Here is a 15644-nt window from a genome sequence, read left to right on the forward strand (position 1 = left end):
CCGAGCGGGCTGCCCGCGGACGGCGACGTTCGCGATCGAGTGGCGGAACCCGAGGATCCACGCGGAGGACCGTCGGAAGACCTGGCTGGCCTGCGGCGAGCACCGGGAGTTCCTGCGCGAGTTCCTCCTCGCCCGCGACTTCCCGCTCGAGGTGAAGCCGCTCTACACGGTCGATCGCGGAGCGGAACGATGAGCGGCGACGCGCCCCGTCCCTCCTGGCGCTTCGTCTTCTCGCGACGCTGGTTCGGCTACCTCGCTCTCGCGATCGTCTTCGCCGTCGCCTGCGTGCTGCTCTCGCGCTGGCAGGTCGCGCGGCTCGACCAGGCCGCCTCGACCAACCGGCTGGTCACCGCGAACTGGACCGCCGACCCGGTGGCGCTCGACGGGCTGCTCCCCGCCGACTCCACGTGGGACGACGCCCTCGAGTACCGCCCGGTCGAGATCACCGGCGTCTACGAGACGCAGGGGCAGACCCTCGTCCGCAACCGGCCCTACAACGGCAATCCCGGCTTCGAGATCCTGACGCCGCTGCGGCTCGACGACGGCAGCGTGTTCGTCGTCGACCGCGGCTGGGTCCCCGTCGGCTCGACCCAGGACTCCCCCGATGCGATCCCCGCGCCGCCCGAGGGGGAGGTGACCGTCGTCGCCCGCCTGAAGCCCGCGGAGGGACGGATCGACGGACGCTCCGCACCGGCCGGCCAGATCGCCACGATCCAGCTCGATGACCTGTCGACGCAGCTGGACGAGCCCCTGCGGACCTCGGCGTACGGCCTGCTGGTCGCCGAGGCGCCGGCGCCGGTCGACGCTCCCCCGCTGGCCGCGATCAAGCCGGTCGCCGACGAGGGCCTGCACATCAGCTACGCGATCCAGTGGGTGCTGTTCGCCGTCATGGGCTTCGGCGGGCTCGGCTGGGCGATCCGCCACGAGTACCGAATCCGCAACGCAGACGACCCCGAGGTCGTGGCGGCCGAGGAGCGGCGCGAGGAGCGCCGCCGACGCCGCGGCCGCAGCGACTCCGAGGTCGAGGACGAGCTGCTCGACGCCCGCTAGGCGAGCGTGATCAGGTCGAGGTAGTCGGCCGCCCAGTGGTCCTCGGTGCCCTCCGGCATGATCAGGACGCGCTCGGGGTTCAGCGCCTCGACGGCTCCCTCGTCGTGGCTGACCAGGACGACCGCGCCCTCGTAGTGCGCGAGCGCGTCGAGGATCTCCTCGCGGCTCGCGGGGTCGAGGTTGTTGGTGGGCTCGTCGAGCAGGAGAACGTTCGCGCCCGAGACCACGATCATCGCCAGGGCGAGACGGGTCTTCTCCCCGCCGGAGAGGACCCCGGCCGGCTTGTGCGAGTCGTCCCCGGTGAACAGGAACGAGCCCAGGACCCGGCGCGCCTCGGTCTCGGTGAGGTTCGGGCTGGAGGAGACCATGTTCTCGAGCACCGAGCGCTTGACGTCGATCGTCTCGTGCTCCTGCGCGTAGTAGCCGATCCGGAGGCCGTGCCCGGCCTCGATCACTCCGGTGTCGGGCTGGTCGACGCCGCCCAGGATGCGCAGGAGCGTCGTCTTGCCCGCTCCGTTGAGCCCCAGGATGACGACCTTGGAGCCGCGGTCGATCGCGAGGTCGACGGCGGTGAAGATCTCGAGCGAGCCGTAGCTCTTCGACAGGTTCTGAGCCTGCAGAGGGGTGCGACCGCAGGCGGACGGGGTCGGGAACCGGAGCTTCGCGACGCGGTCGACCGCGCGGACCTCCTCGAGCCCGCTGAGCATGCGCTCGGCACGCGCGACCATCTGGTGCGCCGCTGCGGCCTTCGAGGCCTTCGCGCCGAACTTGGCGGCCTGCAGCTGGAGGGCGCCGGCCTTCTTCTCGACGTTGACCCGCTCCTTCTTGCGGCGCTCCTCGTCGGCGGCGCGCTGGCGCTGGTAGTTCTTCCAGTTCATGTTGTAGACGTCGATGACCTGGCGGTTGGCGTCGAGGTAGAAGACGCGGTTCACGGTCTCGCCGACCAGCTCGATGTCGTGGCTGATCACGATGAAGCCGCCGCGGTAGTTCTTGAGGAACTCGCGGAGCCAGACGACGGAGTCGGCGTCGAGGTGGTTCGTCGGCTCGTCGAGGATCAGCGTGCTCGCGTCGGAGAAGAGGATGCGCGCGAGCTCGATGCGGCGCCGCTGGCCACCGGAGAGCGTCTTGAGCGGCTGGTCGAGGATCCGGTCGGGGAGGTTGAGGTTGCTCGCGATCGACGCGGCCTCCGCCTCAGCCGCGTATCCGCCCAGGGAGAGGAAGCGATCCGTGAGGTTGCCGTACTTCTTCATGCCGGCCTCGCTCACGGAGGTGTCGCTGCTCGACATCGCGACCGTCGCCTCCTGCATGCCGAGCACCAGCTGCCCCAGCCCGCGGGCGTCGAGGATGCGGGTGCGCGCGAGCTCCTCCGGGTCGCCGGAGCGCGGGTCCTGGGGGAGGTAGCCGATCTCGCCGCCGCGGTCGACCGTGCCCTTCGAGGCGATGAGGTCGCCCGCGAGGACCTTGGTCAGCGTCGTCTTCCCCGCCCCGTTGCGGCCGACGAGGCCGACCTTGTCGCCGTCGCCCACCCGGAAGGAGACGTTCTCCATCAGGAGTCGGGCGCCGACTCGGAGTTCGAGGTCGTGCACGCTGAGCACAGTGCTGTCCGTTCCCGCCAAGAAATGGCGTTCGGTTCGGGAGGAGTGGGGCAAGGGGCCGCGATGCGGCAGCCCCCTAGTATATTTCCTGAGCCGCGGGGCGGATCCACGTCCGCTCACCGCGGACGCGCTCGCTCCTCGCTCTCGGGCGACCAGGACTCTCGGAGATCACCCATGTCCCCTTCCTCTTCCGCCCTCCCGCGCCCGGTCCTCGCCGACCGGCTCGTCACCCGCTCCGTCGCGACCGACGCCCTGCTGGTGCTCGCGGGTGGGGGCCTCACCGCAGCGATGGCGCAGCTGTTCATCCCGATGTGGCCGGTCCCCTTCACGGGCCAGACCTTCGCGGTCCTCCTGGTCGGCACGACGCTCGGCGCGCTCCGCGGCGCGCTCTCCATGCTCGTGTACGCGCTCGTCGGCGCTCTCGGCGCCCCGGTCTTCACCGAGGGCTCGCACGGCTGGGCGGTCCTCGCGGGTCCCACCGGCGGCTACATCGTCGGCTTCGTCCTCGCGTCGATCGTCACCGGGTGGCTCGCCCAGCGGCAGTGGGACCGTCGCGTCCTCGGCACGCTGGTGACCTTCCTCGCCGGCACCGCCACCATCTACCTCGTCGGCCTGCCCTGGCTGGCCGCCGCCCTCGCCTCGCTGGGGCTGCCCGCCGACCTCGGCTCCGTCCTCTCCGCGGGACTCGTGCCCTTCCTGGTCGGCGACGCGCTCAAGGCGCTGGTCGCCGCCGCGCTGCTCCCCACCACCTGGGCGATGCTCTCGCGCCGCTCGCGCTGAGCGGTCGCACGGACGCCGAAGGGCCGGGAGGACGATTCCTCCCGGCCCTTCGGCGTCCGGCAGAGGTCGAGCCGCCCGGTCCTCCTGCTCGACCTCGGTGGGCACCTCCACCGACTCGACCGGCGGGGGCGACGACGGCCCTCGACGCCGGAGTCGACCCGTCCGGCCGTTCCGACTCCGCGACGGACTGCGACCGGCTGGAGACGACAGAGACGCCGAAGGGCCGGGAGGTCGACTCCTCCCGGCCCTTCGGCGTCGGTGTGCAGCGGCTAGATCGAGAAGCCGAGTGCGCGCATCATGTCGCGCCCGTCCTCGGTGATCCGATCGGGACCCCACGGCGGCATCCAGACCCAGTTGATCCGGAACGCCTCGACGATGCCGTCGAGCGACTCGGCGGTCTGCTCCTCGAGCACGTCGGTCAGCGGGCAGCCCGCCGAGGTGAGGGTCATGTGGATGACGAGGGCGTCGTTCTCGTCGTCCCAGCCCAGGTCGTAGATGAGTCCCAGGTCGACCACGTTGACCCCGAGCTCGGGGTCCATGACGTCCTTGAGGGCCTCCTCGACCTGGTCGAAGAGCTTCGGCTCGAGAGTGGTGACCGCCATGATCAGACCGTCGCCGAGGTCAGGAAGCGGTCGTAGCCCTCGTCCTCGAGCCGGGTGGCGAGCTCCTTGCCGCCCTGCTCGGCGACGCGGCCGGCGACGAAGACGTGGACGAAGTCGGGCTGGATGTAGCGGAGGATCCTCGTGTAGTGCGTGATCAGCAGCACGCCGAGACCGGTGCTCTGGTGGGCGCGGTTGACGCCCTCCGACACGATCTTGAGCGCGTCGACGTCGAGGCCGGAGTCGGTCTCGTCGAGGACGGCGAACTGCGGGGCGAGCAGCTCGAGCTGGAGGATCTCGTTGCGCTTCTTCTCGCCGCCCGAGAAGCCCTCGTTGACGTTGCGCGCCGCGAAGGACGAGTCCATGCGGAGGTTCGCCATCGCCGACTTGACGTCCTTCGTCCACGTGCGGATGGCGGGCGCCTCGCCGGCGATCGCGGTCTTGGCGGTGCGGAGGAAGTTGGTGTTGGTCACACCGGGGATCTCGACCGGGTACTGCATGGCGAGGAAGAGGCCCGCGCGGGCGCGCTCGTCGACGGACATGTCGAGGACCTCGACGCCGTCGAGGGTGATCGAGCCGCCGTCGACGTGGTACTTGGGGTGTCCCGCGATCGTGTACGCGAGGGTGGACTTGCCGGACCCGTTGGGGCCCATGATCGCGTGGATCTCACCCTGGTTGATGGTGAGATCGACACCGCGGAGGATCTGCTTGGTCCCCTGCTCGGTCTCGACACTGACGTGGAGATCGCTGATCTGGAGAACGGACATTCAGACTTCCTTCGTGACGGTCGGGTCGATGTAGACGTCGCCGTCGATGATCTCGACGACGAAGACGGGGACCGGCTCGTAGGCCGGGAGGTTCAGCGGGGTGCCGGTGCGGAGGGAGAACTGGGAGCCGTGCGCCCAGCACTCGAGGCTGTCGCCCTCGACGAAGCCCTCGGAGAGCGAGATCTCGCCGTGGGTGCAGGTGTCGCCGATGGCGTGGATCTCGCCGGCGGAGTCCTGCACGACCGCGATCGCGACTCCGTCGACCTCGACCCGCATGGCCTGGTTGGGGATCAGCTCGGAGACCGAGCAGATCATCGCGGCGTTGCTCATGCGGGGACCGCCGCTCCGCGGGAGGAGCCGGTCTGGCCGGCGCTGCCGGCGAGCTCCGCCTCGATCGCGAGCTGCAGGCGGTCCTCGAGCTCGGCGACCTTGATCTGCTGCACGATCTCGCTGAGGAACCCGCGCACGACCAGGCGTCGCGCCTCGTCCTCACGGATGCCGCGGGACTGCAGGTAGAAGAGCTGCTCGTCATCGAAGCGGCCGGTCGCCGAGGCGTGCCCCGCTCCGGCGATGTCACCGGTCTCGATCTCGAGGTTCGGGATGGAGTCGGCGCGCGTGCCGTCCGAGAGGACGAGGTTGCGGTTCTGCTCGTAGCTGTCGGTGCCGGTGGCGCTGTTGCGGATCAGGACGTCGCCGATCCAGACGGTGCGCGCGCCCTCGCCCTGCAGCGCGCCCTTGTAGGTCACGCGGCTGCGGGTGTCGGGGGCGTCGTGGTCGACGTACACCTGCTGCTCGAGGTGCTGGCCGCCGTCGGCGAAGTACAGGCCGAAGAGCTCGCCGTCCGCTCCGCGCTCGACGAGGTGCGCCGAGGGGTTCACCCGGACGATGGAGCCGCCGAGGGTGACCACGATGTGCTTCACCTTCGCGTCGCGTCCGACCCGCACGAGGTGGTTGGCCAGGTGCCGGGCGTCGTCCGCCCACTCCTGCACGGTGACGACGGTGAGCTGCGCGCCCTCGCCGACGAGGATCTCCACGTTCTCCGCGAGGGAGGCCTCCCCCTCGTTCTGCAGCACGACGACGGCGCGGGCGTAGGGCGCCGCCTCGATGATCGTGTGCGCGGCGCGGGGTGCGGAGCCGAGGCCCGAGCGGACGAGGGTGGCGACCTTCTCGTCCTCTCCCGTCACGCGGACGGCGAGGGCCTTCTCGAAGCTCGACCAGGCGTTCGCGGCGGCGCGGTCCTCGGGGAGGCCTGCAGTGCCGATCCGCTGGTCGTCGCGGCCGACCCACGAGACGTCGACACCGTCCACCGGCGTGTGCTCGACCGGGGCGGGCGAGCCGTCGAGCGCGCCGTCGATGAGATCGCCCAGGCGGGCGACGGGCGTCAGCTTCCAGGCGATCTCGCGGCCGGTGACGGCCTCGAAGGCCTCGACGTCGACCGACGCGAAACGCTCGGAGCGCGTCTGCACGGGCGTGAACGCCCCGTCGGAGTGGGCGCTGATGCCCAGGCGCTCAGCGGCGGCCGCGCCGTCGATCTCGGGGGTCGCGGCGCTCGTGGGGACCGTCATCTGGCGGTGGTTCCTTTCGATGGGTGCGGGGCGCCCCGTCCGGGCGCCCCCTCGAGGGGGGAGGCGGGCGTCAACCGACGCTGCCCTCCATCCCCATCTCGATGAGCTTGTTCAGCTCGAGGGCGTACTCCATGGGCAGCTCGCGCGCGATCGGCTCGATGAAGCCGCGGACGATCATGGCCATGGCCTCGTCCTCCGGCAGGCCGCGCGACATCAGGTAGAAGAGCTGCTCCTCGCTGACCTTCGACACCGTCGCCTCGTGGCCGAGCTGCACGTCGTCGACGCGGATGTCGATCGCCGGGTAGGTGTCGGAGCGCGAGATGGTGTCGACCAGGAGGGCGTCGCAGCGCACGGTGTTCGCCGAGTGGTGCGCGTTCGCGTCCACCCGGACCTCGCCGCGGTACCCGGCGCGACCGCCGCCGCGGGCGATCGACTTCGAGACGATCGACGACTGCGTGTACGGCGCCATGTGGACCATCTTCGCGCCGGCGTCCTGGTGCTGGCCGGGGCCCGCGAACGCGACGGAGAGGGTCTCGCCCTTGGCGTGCTCGCCGACCAGGAAGATCGACGGGTACTTCATCGTGACCTTGGAGCCGATGTTGCCGTCGATCCACTCCATCGTCGCGCCCTCGTGCGCGATCGCGCGCTTGGTGACGAGGTTGTAGACGTTGTTCGACCAGTTCTGGATCGTCGTGTAGCGCACGCGGGCGTTCTTCTTCACGATGATCTCGACCACGGCCGAGTGCAGCGAGTCCGACTTGTAGATCGGAGCCGTGCAGCCCTCGATGTAGTGGACGTAGCTGTCCTCGTCCGCGATGATCAGGGTCCGCTCGAACTGGCCCATGTTCTCGGTGTTGATCCGGAAGTAGGCCTGCAGCGGGATGTCGACGTGGACGCCCTTGGGGACGTACACGAAGGAGCCGCCGGACCAGACCGCGGTGTTCAGCGCCGCGAACTTGTTGTCGCCCGCGGGGATGACGGTGCCGAAGTACTCCTCGAAGATCTCGGGGTGCTCGCGCAGCGCCGTGTCGGTGTCCATGAAGATGACGCCCTGCTCCTCCAGGTCCTCGCGGATCTGGTGGTAGACGACCTCGGACTCGTACTGGGCCGCGACGCCGCCGACGAGGCGCTGGCGCTCAGCTTCCGGGATGCCGAGCTTCTCGTACGTGTTCTTGATGTCGTCCGGGAGGTCGTCCCACGTCTGCGCCTGCTTCTCGGTGGAGCGGACGAAGTACTTGATGTTGTCGAAGTCGATGTCCGACAGGTCGGCGCCCCACGTCGGCATGGGCTTGCGCTCGAAGAGCTTCAGGGCCTTCATGCGGCGGTCGCGCATCCAGGCGGGCTCGTTCTTGAGCGCGGAGATGTCGGAGACGACCTCGGGCGAGATGCCGCGTCGTGCGGAGGCTCCGGCGGAGTCCGAGTCGGACCAGCCGAACTCGTAGACGCCCAGGCTCTCGAGCTCGGGGCGGTCGATCAGGATGTCTGACATGTGTACCTCGTTTCCTACCCACTGCTAACCGGTCGGGTCCCGGAGTCATTCCCCCGGGGGTGGCCCGCGGGTGCTCTCCGGCCGGTCGCGCGATCGATCTGATGCGCGGAGCGGATGATGTGCGTCCCTGGATTCCGGAGGTGTGCGTCGGCGCTCCATCGGGCCGTGTGCGGATCACGTGCGCAGGGTGCGTCGAACCGTGACCAGCTTCTCATTCTACCGGCGTCCGCCGTTCAGGGGAACCTCCTCACCTGGGTGTCGGCCGGGCGCCGGTGACGCGCCTCCAGACGCGCATGGCCATACCGGTGTCGGTGGTCCGTGATTCGGTTCCGCCATGACGAACGACGCATCGACCCCGATCCCCGCACGACTCGTGACCGCACTGGTGGGCGCCGGCCTGCCGGCCGGACCCGCACGGGCGTTCGGTCCTCTCGCCCGCGCGATCGAGGCCGACCTCCCGCTGCGGGCGCTCCCCCGCGTGCTCCTGCGCCTCCGGCGGCACCTGCTCTCCGCCGAGCCGGAGCCCGCGGTCAGGCGGCGGGCTGGAGCTCCTGGGCGGCGTCCCGGCGCTGGGCGCGCACGGTGAACAGCCTCGGGTTCACGTCGAGCAGCACGCGGACCGCGCCGACCCAGACGAGCGCCGAGCCGAGGAGGTGCACCGCGACGAGCGTCTCGGGCAGCGCGGTGAGCGACTGCACGACCCCGACCAGCGCCTGCAGCACGACGACCACGAGGAAGGCGATCACGCGCCGCCGGGCGAGCTCCGAGCCCGCCGCCCGCGACAGGCGCAGGAGCAGCGCGGCGCCCACGAGGAGCACCGCTGTGCCGAGCACGCCGTGCACGACGGTCACGCTCTCCCAGTGGAACTGCATGCGGGGCACCTCCGCGGAGTCGCCGGCGTGCGGACCGGTCCCCGTCACGAGGGTCCCCACGAGGATCACGAGGAGCGTCAGGCCGACGAGCCCGATGCTGAGCGCCCGCGTCGCGCGGTCCGGCTCGAAGGCCACGGACTGCGAGCGGTGGGCGCGGTGCCACGTCAGTGCGGTGGTGGTGAGGAGGGCGATGGCGAGAACGAAGTGCCCGGCCACTATGTACGGGTTGAGGCCCGAGTGCACGGTCGCGCCGCCCGCGAGGGCGTTCGCGACGACGAGCCAGAACTGCGACCAGGCGAGCCGGGTCATGGTGCGGTCGCGCGGCTTCTGCAGACGCGCGGCCGTGATCGCCCAGCCCACCGCGACCACGAGGACGCCGGTGAACGCGCGGTTCGTGAACTCGATGAAGCCGTGGATCCCGAGCTCGGGGGTCGAGGTGAGCGAGCCCGGCTCGCACGCCGGCCAGGTGGGGCAGCCGAGGCCAGAGCCGGTCAGCCGGACGACGCCCCCGAAGAAGATGATCAGGATGCTCGCGACAAGCGCCGCGGTGGTCCCCCAGCGCAGTGCGCGCGGACCGAGGGTCACCCGCTCGGCGAGCAAGGAGAAAGGCGTCACCATCAGAAGGGCAGCAGCGGGTCGATGCCGACGGCGAGGAAGAGCAGGGTGAGGTATCCGATGGACCCGTGGAACACCCGCATCGGCGAGACGTGCTCGTGACGGATCGCGAGGCTGTAGAGGCGGTGCGTCTCGGCGATGAACCAGACTCCGCTGCCGAGCGCGACCACCGTGTAGAGCACCCCCATGCCGGCGACGGGGATCAGCAGGAGCGAGCAGGCGACGGTGGCCCAGGCGTAGAGGATGACCTGGAGCCCGACGATCGTGCGTCCGCGCACGACGGCCAGCATCGGCACGCCGGCGGCCTGGTAGTCGTCCCGGTACTTCATCGACAGCGGCCAGTAGTGCGGCGGCGTCCAGAGGAAGATGACGGAGAAGAGGATGACGGGGGCCCAGTCGAGCGAGCCGGTGACCGCCGCCCAGCCGATCAGCACCGGCATGCAGCCCGCGATGCCGCCCCACACGATGTTCTGCGGCGTCCGGCGCTTGAGGAAGAGCGTGTAGAACACGACGTAGATCAGGATCGCGGCGAGCGAGAGGCCCGCGGAGAGCCAGTTGGCCGTGAGGCCGAGCCAGACGATCGACAGGACGCCGATCGTGGTCGCGAAGACGAGCGCGGACCGGTCCGAGATCTCCCCGGTCACGAGCGGCCGGTTCTTCGTCCGGTTCATGATCCGGTCGATGTCGCGGTCGAAGTAGCAGTTGAACGCGCCCGCGGACCCGGCGCTCAGGGCGCCGCCGATCAGGACGTTGAGGACCAGCAGCAGGTTCGGGATCCCGCCCTGCGCCAGGATCATCGTCGGAGCGGTCACCACGAGGAGCAGCTCGATCACGCGCGGCTTCGTCAGAGCGACGAAGGCCTTCACCTTGCGCGAGAGGGTCGTCGGCGACGCCCCGTCCCGCTCGACGGCGGTGGTCTCCACGACTGCGTCCATTGCTCCTCTAACGATTCGATGATCCCGAACGAGTGTAATGCGCCCGTCCGGGAGCCGGGCCCGGCGTGCACGCTTGTCCAATCGGACGCAGACATATGCGACCACGCAACCCCCGGTCGGCGGCGCACCCCCCTCCGTATACTCGGGACTGCTCGCCAGAGCGCCCGGCACGCACCCGAGCCCGCCCGACGATCGTCGGCACGGGGCCGAGAGGGTCGTCGCCGGAGCATCGTGTCGAAGTCGTCATGCGGCGTGCTCCACCATGCGAGAGGGCGGACGGTCCCCGTCTGCCCCACGTCTCGAGAAGGGTCAGTACCAAGTGTCAGAACTGCAATGGGAATCCATTGACGAGAAGGCAGTCGACACGGCGAGGGTTCTCGCCGCGGATGCGGTCGAGAAGGTCGGCAACGGCCATCCCGGAACCGCCATGAGCCTCGCGCCCGCCGCCTACCTCCTGTTCCAGAAGGTCATGCGCCGCGATCCGTCCGACGCGACCTGGATCGGCCGCGACCGGTTCATCCTGTCGGTCGGCCACTCCTCGCTGACCCAGTACGTCCAGTTCTACCTGGGCGGCTACGGACTCGAGCTCGACGACCTCAAGGCGCTGCGCACCTGGGGCTCGAAGACCCCGGGCCACCCGGAGTACGGCCACACCGACGGCGTCGAGATCACCACCGGGCCGCTCGGCCAGGGCCTCGCCTCCGCCGTGGGCTTCGCCTACGCCTCGCGCTTCGAGCGCGACCTGTTCGACCCGGAGGCCGCCGCGGGCACCTCCCCGTTCGACCACTTCGTCTACGTGATCGCCGGCGACGGCGACCTGCAGGAGGGCGTCACCAGCGAGGCCTCCTCGCTGGCAGGCCACCAGAAGCTCGGCAACCTGGTCGTCATCTACGACTCCAACCAGATCTCGATCGAGGACGACACCAACATCGCCTTCACCGAGGACGTCAAGGCGCGCTACGAGGCCTACGACTGGCAGGTCCAGGTCGTCGACTGGAAGAAGACCGGCGAGTACGACGAGGACGTCGCCGAGCTGCACGCCGCGATCGAGGCCGCGAAGGGCGAGACCGACAAGCCGTCGCTCATCATCCTGCGCACCATCATCGGCTGGCCGTCGCCGAAGAAGCAGAACACCGGCAAGATCCACGGCTCCGCCCTGGGCGCCGACGAGCTCCGCGGACTCAAGGAGGTGCTCGGCTTCGACCCCGAGAAGACCTTCGACGTCGCCGACGAGGTCATCGAGCACACCCGCAAGGCCGTCGAGCGCGGCCAGGCCCAGCACGCCGAGTGGGACGAGCAGCTCGCCGCCTGGGCGTCCGCGAACCCCGAGAAGAAGGAGCTGCTCGACCGGGTCCTCTCGGGCGAGCTGCCCGAGGGCGTCCAGGAGGCGCTCCCCGTCTTCGAGCCCGGCAAGGAGGTCTCGACCCGCGCCGCGTCCGGCAAGGTCATCAACGCCCTCGCCGGCGTGATCCCCGAGCTGTGGGGCGGCTCCGCCGACCTCGCCGAGTCGAACAACACGACGATCGAGGGAGCCGGCTCCTTCGTCCCGACGGAGTTCTCGACCCACGAGTGGACCGGGAAGAAGGGCGGCCGCGTGCTGCACTTCGGCATCCGCGAGCACGCCATGGGCGCGATCCTCAACGGGATCGTCCTGCACGGCAACACCCGCCCCTTCGGCGGCACCTTCCTGATCTTCTCCGACTACATGCGCCCGGCGGTCCGTCTCGCCGCGCTCATGAAGGCGCCGGCCATCTACGTCTGGACCCACGACTCCGTGGCGCTCGGCGAGGACGGCCCGACGCACCAGCCGGTCGAGCAGCTGTCGACCCTCCGCGCGATCCCGGGCCTGGACGTCGTCCGCCCCGGCGACGCGAACGAGGTCGCCTACGCCTGGAAGACCATCCTCGAGCGCCGCGAGGGCCCCGCCGGCCTCGCGCTCACCCGTCAGAACATCCCGGTGTTCGAGCGCGGCGAGGGCGACGCGGAGGGTGAGACCTTCGCCTCCGCCGCGAACGTCGCCCGCGGTGCCTACATCCTGGCCGAGGCGCCGGGCGGCACCCCGGACGTGATCTTCATCGCGACCGGCTCCGAGGTCCAGATCGCCGTCGAGGCGCGCGAGGCCCTGAGGAGCGAGGGCGTCAACGCCCGCGTCGTCTCGGCTCCGTCCCTCGAGTGGTTCGAGGAGCAGGACGCCGAGTACCGCGAGAAGGTCCTGCCCTCCTCGGTGAAGGCGCGCGTCTCGATCGAGGCCGGCCTGAGCCTGGGCTGGCAGAAGTACGTCGGCGACGCCGGCCGCTCCGTCTCGATCGAGCACTTCGGCGCCTCGGCCGACTACAAGACCCTGTTCCGCGAGTTCGGGATCACCACCGAGGCGGCACTGTCCGCCGCCAAGGAGTCGCTCGCAGCCTCCTGACCCGAAGGCCGCGTCCACCACGGACGCGGCCTTCGCCGTCGGAGCAGCGGCTCCCCCTCACACCACGCACCACCTACGCAGAAGAAGAAGAGACATGACCGAGAACACCCCCACCGCAGAGCTCTCCGCCGCCGGCGTCAGCATCTGGCTCGACGACCTCTCCCGCTCGCGCATCTCCACCGGAGGGCTGCAGAAGCTCATCGAGGAGAAGAACGTCGTCGGAGTCACCACGAACCCCACGATCTTCGCCGCGGCCCTGACCAACGGCGAGTCCTACGACGCCCAGGTGCGCGAGCTCGCCTCCGCCGGCACCTCGGTGACCGACGCCGTCTTCGAGATCACCACCGACGACGTCGCCGCGGCGTCCGACATCTTCCGCCCGATCTACGACGCGACCAACGGCTACGACGGCCGCGTGTCGATCGAGGTCGAGCCCGGCCTGGCGCACGACGCCCAGGGCACCATCGAGCAGGCCAAGGCCCTCTGGGCCAAGGTCGACCGCCCCAACGCGATGATCAAGATCCCCGCGACCGTCGAGGGCCTCGAGGCCATCACGGAGGTCATCGGCTCCGGCATCTCGGTGAACGTCACCCTGATCTTCTCGCTCGCCCGCTACCGCGCCGTCATCAACGCGTACCTGGCCGGCCTCGAGAAGGCCAAGGACGCCGGCATCGACCTGTCGACCATCCACTCCGTCGCCTCGTTCTTCGTCTCGCGCGTCGACACCGAGATCGACAAGCGCCTCGAGGCCGTCGGAACCGACGAGGCCCGCGCCCTCAAGAGCAAGTCCGGCGTCGCCAACGCGCAGCTGGCCTACGAGGTCTTCGTCGAGGCGTTCGCCACCGAGCGCGCCCTGCTGCTCCAGGAGTCCGGCGCCAACCGCCAGCGCCCCCTCTGGGCCTCGACCGGCGTCAAGTCGACCGACCTCCCCGACACCCTCTACGTGACCGAGCTCGTCGCGGCCGGCGTGGTCAACACGATGCCCGAGAAGACCCTCGAGGCGACCTTCGACCACGGCGTCATCACCGGCGACACCGTCACGGGCTCGTACACCGACGCGAACGCCGTCCTCGACGCCGTCGCGGCGCAGGGCGTCTCGTACGCCGACGTCACCGAGCTGCTCGAGAAGGAGGGCGTGGAGAAGTTCATCGTCTCCTGGAACGAGCTGCTCGACACCGTCACCGCGGCGCTCGAGGGCGCGAAGGCGCAGGCCTGATCATGGCCATCCAGATCCACGTCAGCGGAGACGCCGAGAAGGCCGTCGACCGCGTCGTCCCGGAGCTCGTCGCCGACGAGGTCGCGTCCGGCATCACCGCCCAGGTCCCCACCCTGTGGGGCGCCGCGGCGGAGGAGGAGGCGGCCAAGCGCCTCGGGTGGACCGAGTCGACCACCGTCTCCCGCCCCCTGATCCCTCAGATCCTCGCCCTGCGCGAGGAGTTCCAGGCCAAGGGCGTCGACCACATCGTCCTCGGCGGCATGGGCGGCTCCTCGCTCGCGCCCGAGGTCATCACCCGCACCGCCGGCGTCGAGCTCACCGTGCTCGACTCGACGGCGCCCGGCCAGGTGCTCGCGGCCCTGAACGACCGGCTCGCGTCGACCGCGGTCGTCATCTCCTCGAAGTCCGGCTCGACCGTCGAGACCGCGAGCCAGAAGAAGGCCTACGAGAAGGCGTTCACGGAGGCGGGCATCGATCCGCTCGACCGCATCGTCATCGTGACCGACCCGGGCTCGCCCCTGGACACCTCCTCCCGCGAGGCCGGCTACCGCGTGTTCAACGCCGACCCGAACATCGGCGGGCGCTTCTCGGCGCTCTCCGCGTTCGGCCTCGTGCCGTCCGGGCTCGCCGGCGCCGACATCGCGGCCCTCCTCGACGAGGCGGCCGAGGCCTCCCTCGGGCTCGCCGTGGACTCCCCCGAGAACCCGGGCCTGATCCTCGGAGCGGCGATCGCCGCGACCAGCCCGCGCCGCGACAAGCTCGCGATCGTGGCCGACGGGACCGACATCGTCGGCTTCGCCGACTGGGCGGAGCAGCTCATCGCCGAGTCCACCGGCAAGGACGGCACGGGCATCCTTCCCGTCGTCCTCGGCACGCTGGCCCCCGAGCTCTCGGAGGACCTGCCCGACGTGCAGGTCGTCCGCCTGGTCGAGGACGCCGCGGCGCTGCACCTGTTCCCGCGCGACCGCCACGAGGGCGAGATCCTCCTCTCCGGCTCGCTCGGCGCTCAGATGCTGACGTGGGAGTACGCCGTCGCCGTCGCGGGTCGCCTCCTGGGCATCAACCCGTTCGACCAGCCCGACGTCGAGTCGGCGAAGGTCGCGACCCGGGCCCTGCTCGAGAAGCGCCCCGAGCCCGAGGCGCCCGCGTTCACCGACGCGGGCATCGAGGTCACCGGCAGCAGCAGCGTCACCGAGGGCGTCTCGACCGTCGCCGCCGCTGTCGACCGCCTCCTCGCGCAGCTGGGCGACGGCGGCTACGTCTCGATCCAGGCGTACGTCGACCGCCTCGCGCTCCCGCAGCTCGAGGGCGTGCGCGACCTCCTCGCCGCGCAGGCCCAGCGCCCCGTCACCTTCGGGTGGGGCCCGCGCTTCCTGCACTCGACCGGGCAGTACCACAAGGGCGGGGCGCCGACCGGCGTGTTCCTCCAGATCACCGAGCGCTCCGACGTGGACCTCGAGATCCCGGACAGCCCGTTCACCTTCGGCCAGCTCATCCTGGCGCAGGCCGCCGGCGACGCGAGCGTGCTCGCCGAGCACGGCCGGCCGGTGCTGACCCTCACGCTGACCGACCCCGAGGCCGACCTCGAGGCGCTCTTCGAGGCCCTCAACACCTGATCCGACGGGCACGCCGCCGCTGCGCTCTCGAGCGCGCGGCGGCGTGCCCGCAGTCGTCCCGCGACCACTTCCCGGGGCAGCAGCCGGGCCCGCCCGCTCCTCCCCCTCCCTCACCGATAGCAGTGCGCCGGT

At 70.5% G+C, this 15644-nt stretch carries 14 protein-coding genes; 6 read left to right on the forward strand and 8 right to left on the reverse strand.

What is annotated here, in order from left to right; translation table 11 throughout:
• A partial coding sequence (locus C5C69_RS09475; protein WP_104257815.1) for a hypothetical protein occupies window positions 1-193 on the forward strand: 193 nt, incomplete at its 5' end.
• The gene (locus C5C69_RS09480) at window positions 190-1050 is read left to right on the forward strand and encodes an SURF1 family protein (RefSeq protein ID WP_104257816.1); all 861 of its coding nucleotides are present in this window, start codon (window positions 190-192) and stop codon (window positions 1048-1050) included. The genes C5C69_RS09475 and C5C69_RS09480, both read left to right, overlap by 4 nt.
• On the opposite strand, the gene C5C69_RS09485 is transcribed toward C5C69_RS09480, so the two are convergent.
• Window positions 1047-2645, reverse strand: a complete 1599-nt coding sequence (locus tag C5C69_RS09485) for an ABC-F family ATP-binding cassette domain-containing protein (RefSeq protein ID WP_104221943.1) — start codon at window positions 2643-2645, stop codon at window positions 1047-1049. The genes C5C69_RS09480 and C5C69_RS09485 overlap by 4 nt on opposite strands.
• Window positions 2646-2819: 174 nt before the next feature.
• On the opposite strand from C5C69_RS09485, the gene C5C69_RS09490 reads away from it, so the two are divergent.
• Window positions 2820-3425: a biotin transporter BioY gene (locus tag C5C69_RS09490; protein WP_104257817.1), complete on the forward strand. Its 606-nt coding sequence runs from the start codon at window positions 2820-2822 to the stop codon at window positions 3423-3425.
• Window positions 3426-3694: 269 nt separating this feature from the next.
• Here C5C69_RS09490 and C5C69_RS09495 read toward each other — a convergent pair whose 3' ends face one another.
• The 7 genes from C5C69_RS09495 to C5C69_RS09525 form a co-directional block, all read right to left on the reverse strand.
• Window positions 3695-4027: a metal-sulfur cluster assembly factor gene (locus C5C69_RS09495; RefSeq protein ID WP_104221939.1), complete on the reverse strand. Its 333-nt coding sequence runs from the start codon at window positions 4025-4027 to the stop codon at window positions 3695-3697.
• A gap of 2 nt (window positions 4028-4029) precedes the next feature.
• A complete protein-coding gene (sufC, locus tag C5C69_RS09500; protein WP_104221937.1) occupies window positions 4030-4791 on the reverse strand; it encodes a Fe-S cluster assembly ATPase SufC in 762 nt (253 codons plus the stop codon).
• Window positions 4792-5121: a non-heme iron oxygenase ferredoxin subunit gene (locus C5C69_RS09505; protein WP_077222834.1), complete on the reverse strand. Its 330-nt coding sequence runs from the start codon at window positions 5119-5121 to the stop codon at window positions 4792-4794.
• Window positions 5118-6356, reverse strand: a complete 1239-nt coding sequence (gene sufD / locus C5C69_RS09510; RefSeq protein ID WP_104257818.1) for a Fe-S cluster assembly protein SufD — start codon at window positions 6354-6356, stop codon at window positions 5118-5120. The genes C5C69_RS09505 and sufD overlap by 4 nt, the downstream gene beginning before the upstream one ends.
• 70 nt (window positions 6357-6426) lie before the next feature.
• The gene (sufB, locus tag C5C69_RS09515; RefSeq protein ID WP_104221933.1) at window positions 6427-7845 is read right to left on the reverse strand and encodes a Fe-S cluster assembly protein SufB; all 1419 of its coding nucleotides are present in this window, start codon (window positions 7843-7845) and stop codon (window positions 6427-6429) included.
• A 530-nt stretch (window positions 7846-8375) separates the two neighbouring features.
• Window positions 8376-9335: a heme A synthase gene (locus tag C5C69_RS09520; protein WP_104257819.1), complete on the reverse strand. Its 960-nt coding sequence runs from the start codon at window positions 9333-9335 to the stop codon at window positions 8376-8378.
• Window positions 9335-10267, reverse strand: a complete 933-nt coding sequence (locus tag C5C69_RS09525; protein WP_104232635.1) for a heme o synthase — start codon at window positions 10265-10267, stop codon at window positions 9335-9337. The genes C5C69_RS09520 and C5C69_RS09525 overlap by 1 nt, the downstream gene beginning before the upstream one ends.
• Window positions 10268-10586: 319 nt before the next feature.
• On the opposite strand from C5C69_RS09525, the gene tkt reads away from it, so the two are divergent.
• The 3 genes from tkt to C5C69_RS09540 all read left to right on the forward strand — a co-directional run bounded on the left by tkt (window position 10587) and on the right by C5C69_RS09540 (window position 15512).
• Window positions 10587-12680, forward strand: coding sequence for a transketolase (gene tkt / locus C5C69_RS09530; RefSeq protein WP_104257820.1), 2094 nt, complete (start codon window positions 10587-10589; stop codon window positions 12678-12680).
• 94 nt (window positions 12681-12774) lie between these two features.
• Window positions 12775-13896: a transaldolase gene (gene tal / locus C5C69_RS09535; protein ID WP_104257821.1), complete on the forward strand. Its 1122-nt coding sequence runs from the start codon at window positions 12775-12777 to the stop codon at window positions 13894-13896.
• 2 nt (window positions 13897-13898) lie between these two features.
• Entirely contained in the window at window positions 13899-15512 is a 1614-nt protein-coding gene (locus C5C69_RS09540) for a glucose-6-phosphate isomerase (RefSeq protein WP_104257822.1), read from the forward strand.
• Window positions 15513-15644: the final 132 nt, after the last annotated feature.

This window comes from Rathayibacter sp. AY1C7, assembly GCF_002931865.1.
Taxonomy (GTDB): domain Bacteria; phylum Actinomycetota; class Actinomycetes; order Actinomycetales; family Microbacteriaceae; genus Rathayibacter.